This window comes from Kitasatospora gansuensis, assembly GCF_014203705.1.
Lineage (GTDB): Bacteria > Actinomycetota > Actinomycetes > Streptomycetales > Streptomycetaceae > Kitasatospora > Kitasatospora gansuensis.
Genome location: NZ_JACHJR010000001.1, coordinates 4,841,120 through 4,855,163 on the forward strand (window position 1 = coordinate 4,841,120; position 14,044 = coordinate 4,855,163).

At 72.8% G+C, this 14,044-nt stretch carries 14 protein-coding genes; 9 read left to right on the forward strand and 5 right to left on the reverse strand.

Features of this window, described 5'->3' with window-relative positions; translation table 11 throughout:
• Positions 1-352: 352 nt before the first annotated feature.
• Together sucC and sucD are read left to right on the forward strand one after the other, a co-directional pair.
• Positions 353-1,525, forward strand: coding sequence for an ADP-forming succinate--CoA ligase subunit beta (gene sucC, locus F4556_RS21710; RefSeq protein ID WP_184918665.1), 1,173 nt, complete (start codon positions 353-355; stop codon positions 1,523-1,525).
• Positions 1,526-1,541: 16 nt separating this feature from the next.
• Entirely contained in the window at positions 1,542-2,426 is an 885-nt protein-coding gene (sucD, locus tag F4556_RS21715; RefSeq protein ID WP_184918667.1) for a succinate--CoA ligase subunit alpha, read from the forward strand.
• A 77-nt stretch (positions 2,427-2,503) separates the two neighbouring features.
• On the opposite strand, the gene F4556_RS21720 is transcribed toward sucD, so the two are convergent.
• Positions 2,504-3,913 carry a sigma factor-like helix-turn-helix DNA-binding protein gene (locus F4556_RS21720; RefSeq protein WP_184918669.1) on the reverse strand — a complete coding sequence of 470 codons (1,410 nt, stop codon included), beginning with the start codon at positions 3,911-3,913 and terminating at the stop codon, positions 2,504-2,506.
• A 114-nt stretch (positions 3,914-4,027) separates the two neighbouring features.
• On the opposite strand from F4556_RS21720, the gene F4556_RS21725 reads away from it, so the two are divergent.
• Positions 4,028-5,380, forward strand: a complete 1,353-nt coding sequence (locus F4556_RS21725; protein ID WP_184918671.1) for a cell division protein PerM — start codon at positions 4,028-4,030, stop codon at positions 5,378-5,380.
• A 27-nt stretch (positions 5,381-5,407) separates the two neighbouring features.
• Here F4556_RS21725 and F4556_RS21730 read toward each other — a convergent pair whose 3' ends face one another.
• Complete coding sequence (locus F4556_RS21730) at positions 5,408-6,094, reverse strand: hypothetical protein (protein ID WP_184918673.1); 687 nt, start codon at positions 6,092-6,094, stop codon at positions 5,408-5,410.
• Between the two features lie 345 nt (positions 6,095-6,439).
• Here F4556_RS21730 and purN point away from each other — a divergent pair, with 345 nt between their 5' ends.
• A complete protein-coding gene (purN, locus tag F4556_RS21735; RefSeq protein WP_184918676.1) occupies positions 6,440-7,114 on the forward strand; it encodes a phosphoribosylglycinamide formyltransferase in 675 nt (224 codons plus the stop codon).
• A complete protein-coding gene (purH, locus tag F4556_RS21740) occupies positions 7,111-8,691 on the forward strand; it encodes a bifunctional phosphoribosylaminoimidazolecarboxamide formyltransferase/IMP cyclohydrolase (protein WP_184918678.1) in 1,581 nt (526 codons plus the stop codon). The genes purN and purH overlap by 4 nt, the downstream gene beginning before the upstream one ends.
• 68 nt (positions 8,692-8,759) lie before the next feature.
• On the opposite strand, the gene F4556_RS21745 is transcribed toward purH, so the two are convergent.
• The 3 genes from F4556_RS21745 to F4556_RS21755 all read right to left on the reverse strand — a co-directional run bounded on the left by F4556_RS21745 (position 8,760) and on the right by F4556_RS21755 (position 10,404).
• Positions 8,760-9,437 carry an RDD family protein gene (locus F4556_RS21745; RefSeq protein WP_184918680.1) on the reverse strand — a complete coding sequence of 226 codons (678 nt, stop codon included), beginning with the start codon at positions 9,435-9,437 and terminating at the stop codon, positions 8,760-8,762.
• 143 nt (positions 9,438-9,580) lie between these two features.
• Positions 9,581-9,991, reverse strand: a complete 411-nt coding sequence (locus tag F4556_RS21750) for a DUF2752 domain-containing protein (protein ID WP_246511707.1) — start codon at positions 9,989-9,991, stop codon at positions 9,581-9,583.
• A complete protein-coding gene (locus F4556_RS21755) occupies positions 9,991-10,404 on the reverse strand; it encodes a hypothetical protein (RefSeq protein ID WP_184918682.1) in 414 nt (137 codons plus the stop codon). Before F4556_RS21755 ends, F4556_RS21750 begins: the two co-directional genes overlap by 1 nt.
• A 209-nt stretch (positions 10,405-10,613) precedes the next feature.
• Here F4556_RS21755 and F4556_RS21760 point away from each other — a divergent pair, with 209 nt between their 5' ends.
• The 4 genes from F4556_RS21760 (at position 10,614) to F4556_RS21775 (ending at position 14,035) form a co-directional block, all read left to right on the forward strand.
• Positions 10,614-11,471 (forward strand): bifunctional methylenetetrahydrofolate dehydrogenase/methenyltetrahydrofolate cyclohydrolase, encoded by an 858-nt coding sequence (locus tag F4556_RS21760; RefSeq protein ID WP_184918684.1) that lies wholly within the window; start codon positions 10,614-10,616, stop codon positions 11,469-11,471.
• Between the two features lie 5 nt (positions 11,472-11,476).
• Positions 11,477-11,878: a DUF3017 domain-containing protein gene (locus F4556_RS21765; protein WP_184918686.1), complete on the forward strand. Its 402-nt coding sequence runs from the start codon at positions 11,477-11,479 to the stop codon at positions 11,876-11,878.
• A gap of 191 nt (positions 11,879-12,069) precedes the next feature.
• A complete protein-coding gene (locus tag F4556_RS21770) occupies positions 12,070-13,059 on the forward strand; it encodes a malate dehydrogenase (protein ID WP_184918688.1) in 990 nt (329 codons plus the stop codon).
• 94 nt (positions 13,060-13,153) lie between these two features.
• On the forward strand, positions 13,154-14,035 hold the full coding sequence (locus F4556_RS21775; protein WP_313068467.1) for a hemolysin family protein: 882 nt from the start codon (positions 13,154-13,156) through the stop codon (positions 14,033-14,035).
• The last annotated feature ends 9 nt before the right edge of the window (positions 14,036-14,044 follow it).

The window sequence follows — 14,044 nt, forward strand, 5'->3', positions numbered from 1 at the left end:
ACGGAGTGTTGAGACCGATTCACCCGGACGTGCGACGGCCGGGCCGACCTGCCGACGGCCTCACCGGGCCCGCGTACTGGTGGTGAGCTGGGCGGGCGGCACGCCCGGAGACACTCGTTGTGACGGTTCTCACCAAAGCCGACCGGGCCCCGGGCGAAACACGCCCGTCCTCCGGGGATAACCTGCCACACGGACGTGACGCGCGTGTTGATTGACGTGTGCGCCCGTGGCTGTGTGGGCCGCAAGGCCGTATCTCTGCGTACCCGCCCAGCCTCGACGACCCGCAGCGAAGATCCTGCCGTGGCACGCTCGTAGAGACACAATCCGCGACCACGAACAAGGACGAACACACGTGGACCTGTTCGAGTACCAGGCGAGGGACCTCTTCGCCAAGCACGGTGTACCCGTGCTTGACGGGGACGTCATCGAGACCCCCGAAGCCGCTCGCGCCATCGCCGAGCGTTTCGGCGGACGCGCCGTCGTCAAGGCTCAGGTGAAGGTCGGTGGCCGAGGCAAGGCCGGCGGCGTCAAGCTCGCCGCCGACCCGGCCGACGCGGTCGCCAAGGCCGAGGCGATCCTCGGTATGGACATCAAGGGCCACACCGTCAACAAGGTGATGCTGGCTCAGACCGCGGACATCAAGGAGGAGTACTACGTCTCCTTCCTGCTGGACCGCACCAACCGCACCTTCCTGGCCATGGCCAGCGTCGAGGGCGGCGTGGAGATCGAGGTCGTCGCGGAGGAGAACCCCGACGCGCTCGCCAAGATCCCCGTCGACGCCAACGAGGGCTGCACCCCGGAGAAGGCCGCCGAGATCGTCGCCGCGGCCAAGTTCCCGGCCGAGATCGCCGACCAGGTCGCCGATGTGCTGGTGAAGCTCTGGAAGGTCTTCATCGCCGAGGACGCGCTCCTCGTCGAGGTCAACCCGCTGATCAAGTCCGGTGACGGCAAGATCATCGCGCTCGACGGCAAGGTCTCGCTGGACGAGAACGCCGAGTTCCGTCAGCCGCACCACGCCGAGCTCGAGGACAAGGCCGCCGCCAACCCGCTCGAGGCGGCGGCGAAGGCCAAGGGCCTCAACTACGTCAAGCTCGACGGCGAGGTCGGCATCATCGGCAACGGCGCGGGTCTCGTCATGAGCACCCTCGACGTGGTCGCGTACGCCGGTGAGGAGCACGGTGGCGTCAAGCCCGCCAACTTCCTCGACATCGGTGGTGGCGCCTCCGCCGAGGTGATGGCGAACGGCCTGGAGATCATCCTGGGCGACACCGACGTCAAGTCGGTCTTCGTCAACGTCTTCGGCGGCATCACCGCGTGCGACGCGGTCGCCAACGGCATCGTGCAGGCGCTCGCGCTGCTCGAGGAGAAGGGCGAGGCGGTCACCAAGCCGCTGGTCGTCCGCCTCGACGGCAACAACGCCGAGCTGGGTCGCAAGATCCTGACCGACGCCAACCACCCGCTGGTGCAGCAGGTGGACACCATGGACGGCGCGGCTGCCCGCGCCGCCGAGCTGGCCAACAAGTAAGGAAGAGGACTACATCATGGCTATCTTCCTCACGAAGGACAGCAAGGTCATCGTCCAGGGCATGACCGGCTCCGAGGGTATGAAGCACACCCGCCGGATGCTCGCCTCGGGCACCCAGATCGTCGGTGGCGTGAACCCGCGCAAGGCCGGCACCACGGTCGACGTCGACGGCACCGAGGTGCCCGTCTTCGGCACCGTCGCCGAGGCCATGGAGAAGACCGGTGCCGATGTCACCGTCATCTTCGTGCCGCCGAAGTTCACCAAGGACGCCGTCGTCGAGGCGATCGACGCCGAGATCGGCCTCGCGGTCGTCATCACCGAGGGTGTCCCGGTCCACGACTCGGCCGCCTTCTGGGCGTACGCCGGTGCCAAGGGCAACAAGACCCGGATCATCGGCCCGAACTGCCCCGGCCTGATCTCCCCCGGACAGTCCAACGCGGGCATCATCCCGGCGGACATCACCACCACCGGTCCGATCGGCCTGGTCTCCAAGTCGGGCACCCTGACCTACCAGCTCATGTACGAGCTGCGGGACCTCGGCTTCTCCTCGGCCGTGGGCATCGGCGGCGACCCGGTCATCGGCACCACCCACATCGACGCCCTCGCGGCGTTCGAGGCGGACCCGGAGACCAAGATCATCGTCATGATCGGTGAGATCGGCGGCGACGCCGAGGAGCGTGCGGCGGCCTACATCGCCGAGCACGTCACCAAGCCGGTCGTCGGCTACGTCGCGGGCTTCACCGCCCCCGAGGGCAAGACCATGGGCCACGCCGGCGCCATCGTCTCGGGCTCCTCGGGCACCGCCCAGGCGAAGAAGGAGGCCCTCGAGGCCGCCGGCGTCAAGGTCGGCAAGACGCCGTCCGAGACCGCCCGCCTGGCCCGTGAGCTGATCGCCAAGTAAGGCTCGCACGCGCCACGGAGGCCCCCCACCCGATCCCGGGTGGGGGGCCTCCGGCGTTGCCCCAGGCGCTGTCGGCTTCAGTGGACCGTCAGCTCCACGCCGAGCGCGGCGGACGCCGCCGGTGTGCTCGGGCAGAGCCGCAGGGCGGGACAGGGCGCGGCCGGGACGGCGACCGGCAGCGGCGGCAGGGGCGGCGCGGCAGGCGGCGCCGCCGCCGGCCTGAAGCCCTTGCCGGCCGGCCGGGCGGCCACAGCAGCAGCGCCCGGGGCGGCCGGAGCGTCCGGTGCGGCGGGCACGGCCGGAGCGGGGCCGTTGGGTACGGGCCGCCCGGGGGTGGGGCCGCACCAGTGACTGCGCAGCCCGGGCCCGCCTCCGGCGCCGGCGTCCGGTGCGGCGGGACCCGCGCTGCCGCTGGTGGCGGTCGAGCAGACCTGGCCGGGGCCCAGCACGGCGGGGCGGAACAGTTCTGACGGACCGTTGCCGGTCAGGGTCGCCACGATCGCGGCCGTCATCGCCAGGGTGACCGCTCCGGCGGCCGCGGTGGCCAGGCCGGTCCTGGCCCGGCCCCGGACTTTGAGCAGCCGGGCGGACGGCGGCCGGGGCGCGGGGCAGCCATGCACCGCCGCCTGGTGCAGCAGCGCACCGAGCCGGGCGCCGAACTCGGGGTCGGCCGGGTCGGACCCGACCAGGGCCGGGACCGCCCGGGCCAGCGCGGCCCGGGCGCTGAGGACCCGTCCGGTCGCCGCGGCGGTGCTGGACTGCACCTCGAAGGCCACCCGGTCGGCGGGCAGCCCGAGCGCGTCGTGCAGCACCAGTGCCCGGCGCTGCGGCCGGGTCAGCCGCTTGAGGGCCTTGAGCAGATCGCGGTCACGTGGCGTCAGCCGGTCCTGGTCGGGGTGCGGCGGCAGGTCGGGCAGCGGGTGCACCCGGATCTGACGGTGCGACAGCCGGAGCAGGTGGGCCCGGCGCGGCCCGCCCCGGTGCCAGACCGCCTGCGCGGTCTCGAAGGCGTGCTCCCGGACCCAGCCCTCCGGGTCCGGCAGCGTCGACACCTCGGGCCAGCGGCGCCCGGCGGCCGCCAGGGCCAGCCGTACCGCGTGCACGGCGCGGTGGTGGCAGGCGGTCAGCAGGAAGGTCTGCTGGACCAGCCGGGTGTGGGTGAGCGAGCAGAGTTCCTCGAAGCTCGTGGGGCGGGGCTCGGTCACGGCCACGGCCACGGCAACCGAAGCAGCAGCAGGGGCGCTCACCGGCGGCGGCGCGACGAGGGCGCTGGCCTCCCCGCGGGTGCGTACGCCGAGCTTGCGCATCGCCCGGTGCAGGTGGGTGCGGGCGGTGCCGGGGGAGATGCCGAGCTGTTCGGCGATGGCCCGGGTGTCCAGGCCGGTGGCCAGCAGGGCGAGGGCCTGGGTCTCACGAGGTGTCAGCAGCCGCAGCAGTTGGGCGGGGTCGGCATGCGGGCGGGTGGGTGCGGGTGAGGGTGGGGTCACCGCACCGCCCGGGGCAGGCGGGCTGAAAGTAGACACATAAACAGATAATCCGGGACACGGCGGAGCTTCGCCTCTTCACGGGGCACAACGGGTGATCTTGGGACGATGAGGCCCATGACTCAGCTGATGGGCCGTCCGATCCTGGGCCTGCCGGGCGAACTGGGAGTCCGCCCGTTCCTCGCCGACCTGCTCACCGGTGTCCGGGCCGCGCTGCTCACCCTGGCGGTGATGGCCGTCCCGGTGCTCGCCCTCTGGGTGCTCACCCCGTACGCGGACGACACCGCCGCCGGCGCCGGACGGCTGGCCTGTGCGCTCTGGCTGCTCGGCCACGGCGCCCCGCTGACCAGGGGGGCGACCCAGGCGCCGGTGACGTTGACCCCGCTGCTGCTCACGCTGTTCAGCGTGGTGCTGCTGGTTCGGACCGGCCGGCGCCTCGGCGGGCGCGAACGCCTGCACTGGCGCGCGCCCTTGGCGGTGTGCGCCGGGTACCTGGCGGTCGCGCTGGGCGCGGTCGCCGAGTGCTCCGGCGCGGGCGCGCTGCGGGCCGTCCCGCTGCTCGACCTGGTGGCGGTCGCGCTGCTGGTGACCGGTTCGGTCGGGGCGGGTCTCTGGTCGGCGGTCGGCGGGGCCCCGGCGCTGCCCGGGCGGTGGCTGGACCGGGCGCCGGCGTGGCTCGGGCCGCCCGGCTGGGCCAGGGTCCCCGACTGGGCCCGGCCGGCCGGCGGTGGCCCGGTGGCGGGCCGGGCAGCGGCCGCCGGCGGGTTCGGTCTGGTGGCGGCGGGCGGGGTGGTGCTGGCCGTGACCGCGCTGCTCGGCCTGGGCGCGGCCGGCCGGTCGGCGACCGGGTTCGGCGGCGGGCCCGCCGCGGTCGGCGGGCTGGCCCTGGCCTGCCTGCTGCTGGTGCCCAACGCGGTGCTCTGGGCGGCCTCGTACGCGCTCGGCCCCGGCTTCGCGGTGGGCAGCGGGACGGTGGTGGCACCGACCGGTGCCCGGGTCGGTCCGGTGCCGGACTTCCCGCTGTTCGCGCTGCTCCCGGAGACCGGCTCGGCGCCCTGGTGGCCGGTGGCCTGCGCGCTGCCGCTGCTGGCCGGACTGGTCCCGGCGCTGCTGCTCGGCCGGGCAGCGGCGGAGGCCCGCTGGCATCCGGTGGCCACCGCCGTGTCGGCCGTGGGCAGTTCGGTGCTGGCCGGGCTCGGCGCGGGCGCCTGCGCCTGGCTCGCGGGCGGCGCGCTGGCCGGAGCCAGGATGGCCGAGCTGGGCCCGGTGCCGTGGCTGGTCGCCCCGGCGGCGGCGGCCTGGCTGGCCCTGGTCACCGTGCCGGGGGCGCTGCTGGCCCGCTGCTGGGTGGCCCCGCCGTCCTGGTGGGACGACCTGACCGGCCGTCAGCTCTGCCGGGCCCGCCGGGCCGCCGAGCAGGGCCTGACCTGGGTGGCGGACCACCTGCCGCCCCGTCGCAAGGACCGCTGAACGGCAGCTGACCAGCGGCCGCCCGGGTCAGCGGTTCTGGTTGTACAGGTTGACCAGGAAGTCCGGGGCGAGGTTGTCGCAGCTGTCCCGGGCCTGGGTGGTGAGGGCCTCGCTGACACAGCTCACGTAGTCCTGGTAGTACAGCGTGACGCCGAGCGAGGCGAGCACGAACAGGATGGTGACACCGCCCGTCACCAGCCCGCCGATCGCGGCCGGGGTCTGCGGCCGGACCGGCTGCGGGCCGTGCTGGGGGTTGTGCTGCGGGCCGGGCTGGGCGGCGCTGCCCTCGGCGGAGTTCGACCGGGGCGAGCGCAGCGCGCTGATCCCCCAGTACGCGGCCAGCGCGCCGAGCAGCAGGGCGACGTACGGGATGCCGAGCACCACGCAGAACAGGCCGCCCATGCCGGCGCTCAGCGCGTACCGCGAGCGGCGCTGGACCGGGTCGTTCGGGTCGAACTTCGGTGCGGCGGGCTGCGGCTGGGGCGACCAGCCGCCCTGGTAGCCGGGGCTCCACGGGTGCGGCGGCGGCACCTGCGGGCGGTCGTCCCGCTCCGACGACCCGTCAGCGGAGTCGCCGGAGCCGCCGGGTTCACCGGAGCCGTCGGAGGAGCCGTTCGGCTGCTGGGGGGCGCGCGGCTGCCAGGGCTGGTCGGGGGCATCCGCCGGCGGCGGCGCGAAGGGGTTGCGCTCGCCGGTGTTGTCGCCGCTGCTCATCGGTCAGCCAATCCTTCGTCGAGTGGTCGGGCCTGTTCGGTGGTCGGGCCTGCTCAATGATCCCGCAGGGGTGTACGAGATTCACACGGGTATCGCGAACCGGGATCACGTGGCGTTCCGGGGGTGGGTCGCGGCGCGTGCCAGGGCCCGGGTGTGGCCCACGCCTCAACTACGCGCGTAGCGTTGCCATCGGGTTACAGGGGGCCTCCGACCAGCCGTTATCGTGGTGACGGTCAGCAGTTCGGAGCAGCCCCACCGCCTCCCGGCTCGACCTGGCGCCGCCCGTAGTGGCCCCACCGACGGTGGACGTACCAGCGGGCACGACGACGTACGGAGAATCGCGCAGTGGCCGCTGCTTCCCCCCAGTCCGCCCACACCCACGTCTTCCCGCCGCGCACCCCGGGCCCGGCCCGGCTGGTGGTGCTGGTCTCCGGCTCGGGCACCAATCTGCAGGCCCTGATCGACGCCGTCGCCGACCCGGCCTTCGGGGCCGAGATCGTCGCGGTGGGCGCCGACCGGGACAGCATCGCTGGGCTGGACCGGGCCGAGCGGGCCGGGCTGCCGACCTTCGTGCACCGGGTCAAGGACCACGCCGACCGCGCCGCCTGGGACACCGCGCTGACCGCCGCGGTCGCCGGCCACCGGCCCGACCTGGTGGTCACCGCCGGGTTCATGAAGATCCTCGGCCCGGAGTTCATCGCCGCCTTCGCCGGACGGATCGTCAACACCCACCCCGCGCTGCTGCCGGCCTTCCCCGGCGCGCACGGCGTGGCCGACGCGCTGGCGTACGGGGTGAAGGTGACCGGCTGCACCGTCCATCTGGTGGACGGCGGCGTGGACACCGGGCCGATCATCGCGCAGGGTGTGGTCGCGGTCGAGGAGACCGACCACGCCGACGGCGGTGCCGCGCTGCACGAGCGCATCAAGACTGTCGAGCGTCAGTTGCTCGTCGACGTCGTGGGCCGACTGGCTCGCGAGGGTCACCGTATCGAGGACCGAAAGGTATGGATTCCGGCATGAGTGCCAGCTCCACCACGCCCCCCGTCTCGGAGAATGTACGCCCGATCCGCCGCGCGCTGATCAGCGTGTACGACAAGACCGGTCTGGAGGAGCTGGCCCAGGGCCTGCACGCCGCCGGGGTCACCATCGTCTCCACCGGCTCGACGGCCGGCCGGATCGCCGCCGCCGGCGTCCCGGTCACCGAGGTCTCCGAGCTGACCGGCTTCCCGGAGTGCCTGGACGGGCGCGTGAAGACGCTGCACCCCCGCGTGCACGCCGGTGTGCTGGCCGACCTGCGCCTCGAGTCGCACCGCGCGCAGCTGGCCGAGCTGGAGATCGAGCCCTTCGACCTGGTGGTGGTGAACCTCTACCCCTTCACCGCCACGGTCGCCTCCGGCGCCACCCCCGACGAGTGCGTCGAGCAGATCGACATCGGCGGTCCGTCGATGGTCCGCGCCGCGGCCAAGAACCACCCCTCGGTCGCCGTCGTGGTCGACCCGGCCCGCTACGCGGACGTGCTGACGGCGGTTCAGGGCGGCGGCTTCGACCTGCTCACCCGCAAGCGGCTGGCCGGTGCGGCGTTCGCGCACACCGCCGCCTACGACGTGGCGGTCGCCTCCTGGTTCGAGGGCTCGGGCTACACCGAGAACACCGAGTCTTTCCCGGCCTTCCTGGGCGCCACCTACGAGCGCGAGAACGTGCTCCGCTACGGCGAGAACCCGCACCAGCAGGCCGCGCTCTACACCGACGGCACGGGCGGCCTGGCCGGCGCCGAGCAGCTGCACGGCAAGGAGATGTCGTACAACAACTACGTGGACACCGACGCCGCCCGCCGGGCCGCGTACGACCACGCCGACCCGGCCGTCGCGATCATCAAGCACGCCAACCCGTGCGGCATCGCCACCGGTGCGGACGTCGCCGAGGCGCACCGCAAGGCGCACGCCTGTGACCCGCTGTCGGCGTTCGGCGGCGTGATCGCGGTCAACCGCGCGGTCACCGTCGAGCTGGCCGAGCAGATCGCCGAGATCTTCACCGAGGTCGTGGTGGCCCCGGCGTACGAGGACGGCGCGGTCGAGGTGCTGGCCCGGAAGAAGAACATCCGGGTGCTGCGCGCCCCCGAGGCCCCGGCCAACCGGGTCGAGGTCCGTCCGATCTCCGGCGGCGCCCTGCTGCAGCAGGTGGACCGGATCGACGCGGCCGGCGACGACCCGGCGAGCTGGACGCTGGCCACCGGCGACGCGCTCTCCGCCGACGAGCTGGCCGAGCTGTCCTTCGCCTGGCGGGCCTGCCGGGCCGTCAAGTCCAACGCGATCCTGCTCGCCAAGGGCAGCGCCTCGGTCGGCGTCGGCATGGGCCAGGTCAACCGGGTCGACTCGGCCAAGCTCGCGGTCGAGCGGGCCGGCGAGCGGGCCCAGGGCTCGTACGCGGCCTCGGACGCGTTCTTCCCGTTCCCCGACGGTCTGCAGGTGCTGCTCGACGGCGGCGTCAAGGCCGTGGTGCAGCCAGGCGGTTCGGTCCGGGACGACGAGGTGATCGCGGCGGCGAAGGCGGCCGGCGTGACGATGTACCTGACCGGGACGCGGCACTTCTTCCACTGAGTGGGAAACCGGCCCGGAACGGCAGATGCCCCGCACACCCTCGGGTGTGCGGGGCATCTGCCGTACGGTCAGCTGGACTTGACGACCACGGTGCCGACGATCTTGTCCGACAGGGTCTGCTTCTTGGCGTCCCAGAGCGGCCACAGGAAGCCGAGGCAGCAGACCAGCTCGTCGACGATGTGGCAGAGCTGGCGGACGAAGGCCATACCGAAGCCGATCGGCTGGCCGTCGGACTCCCGGACCACCCGGATGTTGACCATCTTGCGGCCGGGGGTCTGGCCGGTCTTGCCGAGCTGGTAGAGCAGCCAGAACTGGCCGATCACGGCGATCAGCCAGCCGAGGCCCGCGATTGCCATGCCGGCGCCGGAGATGCCGCCGCCGGTGCAGACCGACGAGTAGCGGGTGGTGCTGCAGACCGGGGCCTCGTAGCCGACCGCGAAGCCGATGCCGTAGAGGATGGCGGCCGGGATGCCGAAGATCAGGCCGTCGACCAGGACGGCGGCGACCCGGGAGCCCCAGCTCGCGTAGAAGTTCTGCACCTGACCCGCGTTGGGGTAACCGCCGGGCTGGCCGTAGCCCTGCTGCGGCGGGATGCCGTAACCCTGCTGCGGGGGCTGCTGCGGGTAGCCGTAGCCCGGCGCGCCCTGCGGGGGGCCCTGCTGCGGGTAGCCGTAACCGGGCTGCGGCTGCTGCGGGGGCTGCGGCGGCTGGTTGTACGGGTTGTTCGGGTCGGGCGGGTAGCTCATCAATGCCTCCGGGCAGGATGGTGAGGTGTGGGACGGGACAGGAAACCCCTGGGACGGACAGGCAGTTGAGTTGCCGACCGGGTGGGACATTAGCGGAACGCGGTGACACCGCGAAGGGCAGTTACCGTCAGAAAACGGCAGGCTCAGGGCAGTACGACGCCGAAGCGGTGCAACTGCCAGAGCCAGGACACCGTTAAAGCGGTACCGATCAGGACATTCCGGTGGAGGTTGGGGAGTTGCCACCACCAGCGCCCCGGGCCGAGCGGCGCGACCAGCAGGCCGAGCCCGACCACCACGGTCACCGGGTTGGCCAACAGCGCGGCGCCGAAGGCCCCGTGGCCGGCCTCGATGAAGACCGTGGTGCTCCCGCAGCCGGGGCAGGGGATGCCGGTGAACCGGCGCAGCGGGCAGAGCGCGCCGGGATCGTGCACGTCGTGCAGCGCGGCGACCGCCAGCGCGACCACCGCCGCACCGGCCCCGCGCGCGGCCATCCGCAGCACGCCGCCCAGCGGCGTACCGGCCGTGCCCGTCCAGCGAGCCGTCAACTGCTGCATCACGGCACGTAGTTCTCGGTGACGGTCGAGTAGAAGACCACGCCGGCGATGCCGATCAGGATCCCGAGCACGGAGAGCACCACGCCGCCGATCGCCTGCGAACGGCCGATACCGGTCTGCCCGGCCTTGCTCAGGCCCGCGATGCCGAGACCCAGACCGACCGGGCCGAGCAGCGCGCCGTAGAAGCAGATCAGGATGCTCAGGAAACCCAGCGCCAGCGAGGCGATGGCCAGGCTGTTCTGCGGGGCCGCGGGCGCGGCCATCGGCGGCTGCGGGTAGCCGTACCCGGGCTGCGGGTACGACGGCGGCTGGTGCTGAGGCTGCTGGTACTGCGGCGCGCTGTACGGCTGCGGCGGCTGCCCGTACGACCCGTACGGATCGGGCGGCGGCTGCTGTTGGTACGGATTGCTCACTGTTCTTCGGTCCCCCCGAGCTGTGTATCTCCCCCGTGCTGCACCGACGGGCCGTCACCGGCCGACCGGGGCATGGTCGTCCCGGTCATATCGTGGGTGGGTGCCCCCGGGGCTGTCCAGCGGCGATCGGTACCCGGACCGAACTGTGGCGCAACCGCAACCAGGGTGGCACGTGCCGAGCACGGGACCCGATCCGGGAGAATGGTGCCATGACTGCCCAGATTCTCGATGGCAAGGCCACCGCGGCCGCGATCAAGTCCGAACTCGCCGTCCGCGTGGCGGCCCTCAAGGAGCGGGGCATCGTCCCCGGCCTCGGCACCGTTCTGGTCGGCGACGACCCGGGCAGCCGCTGGTACGTCAACGGCAAGCACAAGGACTGCGCCGAGGTCGGTATCGCCTCGATCCAGCGCGAGCTCCCGGCCACCGCCACCCAGCAGCAGGTCGAGGACGTCGTCCGCGAGCTCAACGCCGACCCGACCTGCACCGGCTACATCGTCCAGCTCCCGCTGCCCAAGGGCCTGGACCAGAACCCGGTCCTGGAGCTGATGGACCCGGACAAGGACGCCGACGGCCTGCACCCCACCTCCCTCGGCCGGCTCGCGCTCGGCATCGAGGGCCCGCTGCCCTGCACCCCGTACGGCATCGTCGAGCTGCTCCGCCGGCACGACGTCAAGCTGGACGGCGCCGAGGTCGTGGTGGTCGGCCGTGGCGTCACGGTCGGCCGCTCGATCGGTCTGCTGCTGACCCGCCGGTCCGAGAACGCCACCGTGACGCTCTGTCACACCGGCACCGTGGACCTGGCCAAGCACCTGCGCCAGGCCGACATCATCGTGGCCGCCGCCGGTGTCGGGCACCTGATCAAGGCTCAGGACGTCAAGCCCGGCGCGGCCGTGCTGGACGTCGGTGTCAGCCGGGACGGCGAGGGCAAGATCCAGGGCGACGTGGAGCCCGCGGTCGCCGAGGTGGCCGGCTGGATCTCCCCGAACCCGGGCGGGGTCGGCCCGATGACCCGCGCGATGCTGCTCAACAACATCGTGGTGGCGGCCGAGCGCCGCGCCAACGGCTGACGCCGGTGGCGGCCAAGTCGCGCCGACGGCCGGTGAAGACCACCGGCACGCTGCCGCCGGAGGGTTCGGCGGCGGCGCTGGACCGCAGCCACCCGCTGCCGGCCCGGCAGTGGCCGATAACGATGGTGCTGTCCCTGGTCGCGGCCGGGCTCGGCATCACCTGGTTCGGTGACTTCAAGTACGGCCTGCTGACCGTCGGCGGGGCGGTGCTGATCGGAGCGGTGCTCCGGCTGGTGCTGCCCGAGGTCGGGATGCTGGCGGTGCGCAGCCGCTTCACCGACGTGACGGTGCTGACCTTCCTCGGCGGGGCGATCGTGCTGCTCACCCTGATCGCCCAGCCCGACCCGTGGCTGCGGCTCTCCGTGCTGGACAACATCGGGCAGTTCATCGGCCGCCAGCGCCGCTGACCCGTCACAGCCGGCCCCCGTCCGCACCCGGGCGGGGGCCGTTGTGACGTATCAGCCAGTGCGGTGGGCGTCCCCGACGGCGGGCTTGCGATAACCTGACGCCGGATCTCTCGACGTCGAGAGATCGTCCTCGGCTCCAGCGCGTCGGGCGCGCGTGGGGCGTGGCTGGCGATCGCTGGAGTAGACAGAAAATGACTCGCACCCCCGTCAACGTCACCGTCACCGGCGCGGCCGGCCAGATCGGCTACGCGCTGCTGTTCCGCATCGCCTCCGGCCACCTGCTCGGCGCCGACGTGCCGGTGAACCTGCGCCTCCTGGAGATCCCGCAGGGCCTCAAGGCCGCCGAGGGCACCGCGATGGAGCTGGACGACTGCGCCTTCCCGCTGCTCCGCGACATCACCATCACGGACCAGCCCTCGGTCGCCTTCGACGGCGCCAACGTGGCCCTCCTGGTCGGCGCCCGTCCGCGCACCGCGGGCATGGAGCGCGGCGACCTGCTGTCCGCCAACGGCGGCATCTTCGGCCCGCAGGGCAAGGCCATCAACGACCACGCCGCAGACGACATCAAGGTCCTGGTGGTCGGCAACCCGGCCAACACCAACGCCCTGATCGCCCAGCGCAACGCCCCGGACGTGCCGGCCGAGCGCTTCACCGCGATGACCCGGCTGGACCACAACCGCGCGGTCGCCCAGCTCGCCAAGAAGCTCGGTGTCACCGTCAACGACATCCAGCGGCTCACCATCTGGGGCAACCACTCGGCCACCCAGTACCCGGACATCTTCCAGGCGCTGGTCAACGGCAAGAACGCCGCCGAGGCCGTCAACGACGAGGCGTGGCTGGCCGACACCTTCATCCCGACCGTCGCCAAGCGCGGCGCGGCCATCATCGAGGCCCGCGGCGCCTCCTCGGCCGCCTCGGCCGCGAACGCCGCGATCGACCACGTGTACACCTGGGTGAACGGCACCGCCGAGGGCGACTGGACCTCGATGGGCATCGTCTCCGACGGCTCGTACGGCGTCGAGCCGGGCATCATCTCCTCCTTCCCGGTCACCACCAAGGACGGCGAGTTCGAGATCGTCCAGGGCCTGGAGATCTCCGACTTCTCCCGCGCCCGGATCGACGCCTCGGTGGCCGAGCTGGTCGAGGAGCGCGACGCGGTGCAGGCCCTCGGCCTGATCTGAGTCCCGATCCGAGTCCGAGTCTGACCTCGGCTCACCCGAACGGCCGGGTCGCCCCCATCGGGGCGGCCCGGCCGTCGCCGTACACTGACCCCCCGTGACCCTCGCCCTGCTCCTGCTGCTCACCGCCGCCGCGGCCGAACTGCTCCGCCCGCTGAGCCGACTGCTCGGCTACGCCCGAGGTCTGCGCGAGGCGCCCGCGATCAGCTCCGAGGAGCTCCGCGGCCTGGTCGCCGCCAACACCGAACTCGGCCACGACGAGCGGGAGTTGATCGCCGACGTGTTCTCGGCGGGGGAGCGGCAGCTGCGCGAGGTGATGGTCCCCAGGACCGAGGTCACCTTCCTGGACGCCGACCGCCCGCTGGCCGAGGTACGCACCGAGACCAGCCGCTCGCCGCACTCCCGCTACCCCGTGGTGGAGGGCTCCTACGACTCGGTGGCCGGCTTCGTGCACGTCCGCGACCTGTACGGGGCGCGCGGCGAGCACGCCCTGCGGGTCCGCGAGCTGACCCGCCCGGTCAAGCTGCTGCCGGCCACCAAACGGGTGCTGGCGGCGATGGGCGAGATGCGCAGGGAGGGCCACCACCTGGCGATCGTGGTGGACGAGTACGGCGGCACCGCCGGCATCGTCACCCTGGAGGACCTGGTCGAGGAGGTGATCGGCGAGATCCGGGACGAGTACGACGCCCTGGACACCACCGCGACCCGTCGGCTGGCCGGCGGCGGGATGGAGCTCGACGGGCTGCTCAACCTGGCCGACTTCGCCGAGGAGACCGGCGTCACCCTCCCCGAAGGGCCGTACGAGACGGTGGCCGGATACCTGGTCAGCGAGCTGGGCAAGCTGCCCAGCACCGGCGACCAGGTGGCCACCGGGGCCGGCCTGCGGCTCGCGGTGGCCAAACTGGACGGCCGCCGGATCGAACGGATCCGGGTGAGTGCGGTCACACTGTCGGAACCTCCAGGGGCTGAGGTTTCCTGAGCGGTCGGT

What these genes read in the sequence shown, in the direction of transcription:
- F4556_RS21725 (WP_184918671.1), top strand. Translation starts at nt 4,028, where the DNA reads ATGACTCAGCTGATGGGCCGTCCGATCCTGGGCCTGCCGGGCGAACTG.
- F4556_RS21745 (WP_184918680.1), bottom strand. Translation starts at nt 9,437, where the DNA reads ATGAGCTACCCGCCCGACCCGAACAACCCGTACAACCAGCCGCCGCAG.
- F4556_RS21760 (WP_184918684.1), top strand. Translation starts at nt 10,614, where the DNA reads ATGACTGCCCAGATTCTCGATGGCAAGGCCACCGCGGCCGCGATCAAG.
- F4556_RS21750 (WP_246511707.1), bottom strand. Translation starts at nt 9,991, where the DNA reads ATGCAGCAGTTGACGGCTCGCTGGACGGGCACGGCCGGTACGCCGCTG.
- F4556_RS21730 (WP_184918673.1), bottom strand. Translation starts at nt 6,094, where the DNA reads ATGAGCAGCGGCGACAACACCGGCGAGCGCAACCCCTTCGCGCCGCCG.
- sucD (WP_184918667.1), top strand. Translation starts at nt 1,542, where the DNA reads ATGGCTATCTTCCTCACGAAGGACAGCAAGGTCATCGTCCAGGGCATG.
- purH (WP_184918678.1), top strand. Translation starts at nt 7,111, where the DNA reads ATGAGTGCCAGCTCCACCACGCCCCCCGTCTCGGAGAATGTACGCCCG.
- F4556_RS21770 (WP_184918688.1), top strand. Translation starts at nt 12,070, where the DNA reads ATGACTCGCACCCCCGTCAACGTCACCGTCACCGGCGCGGCCGGCCAG.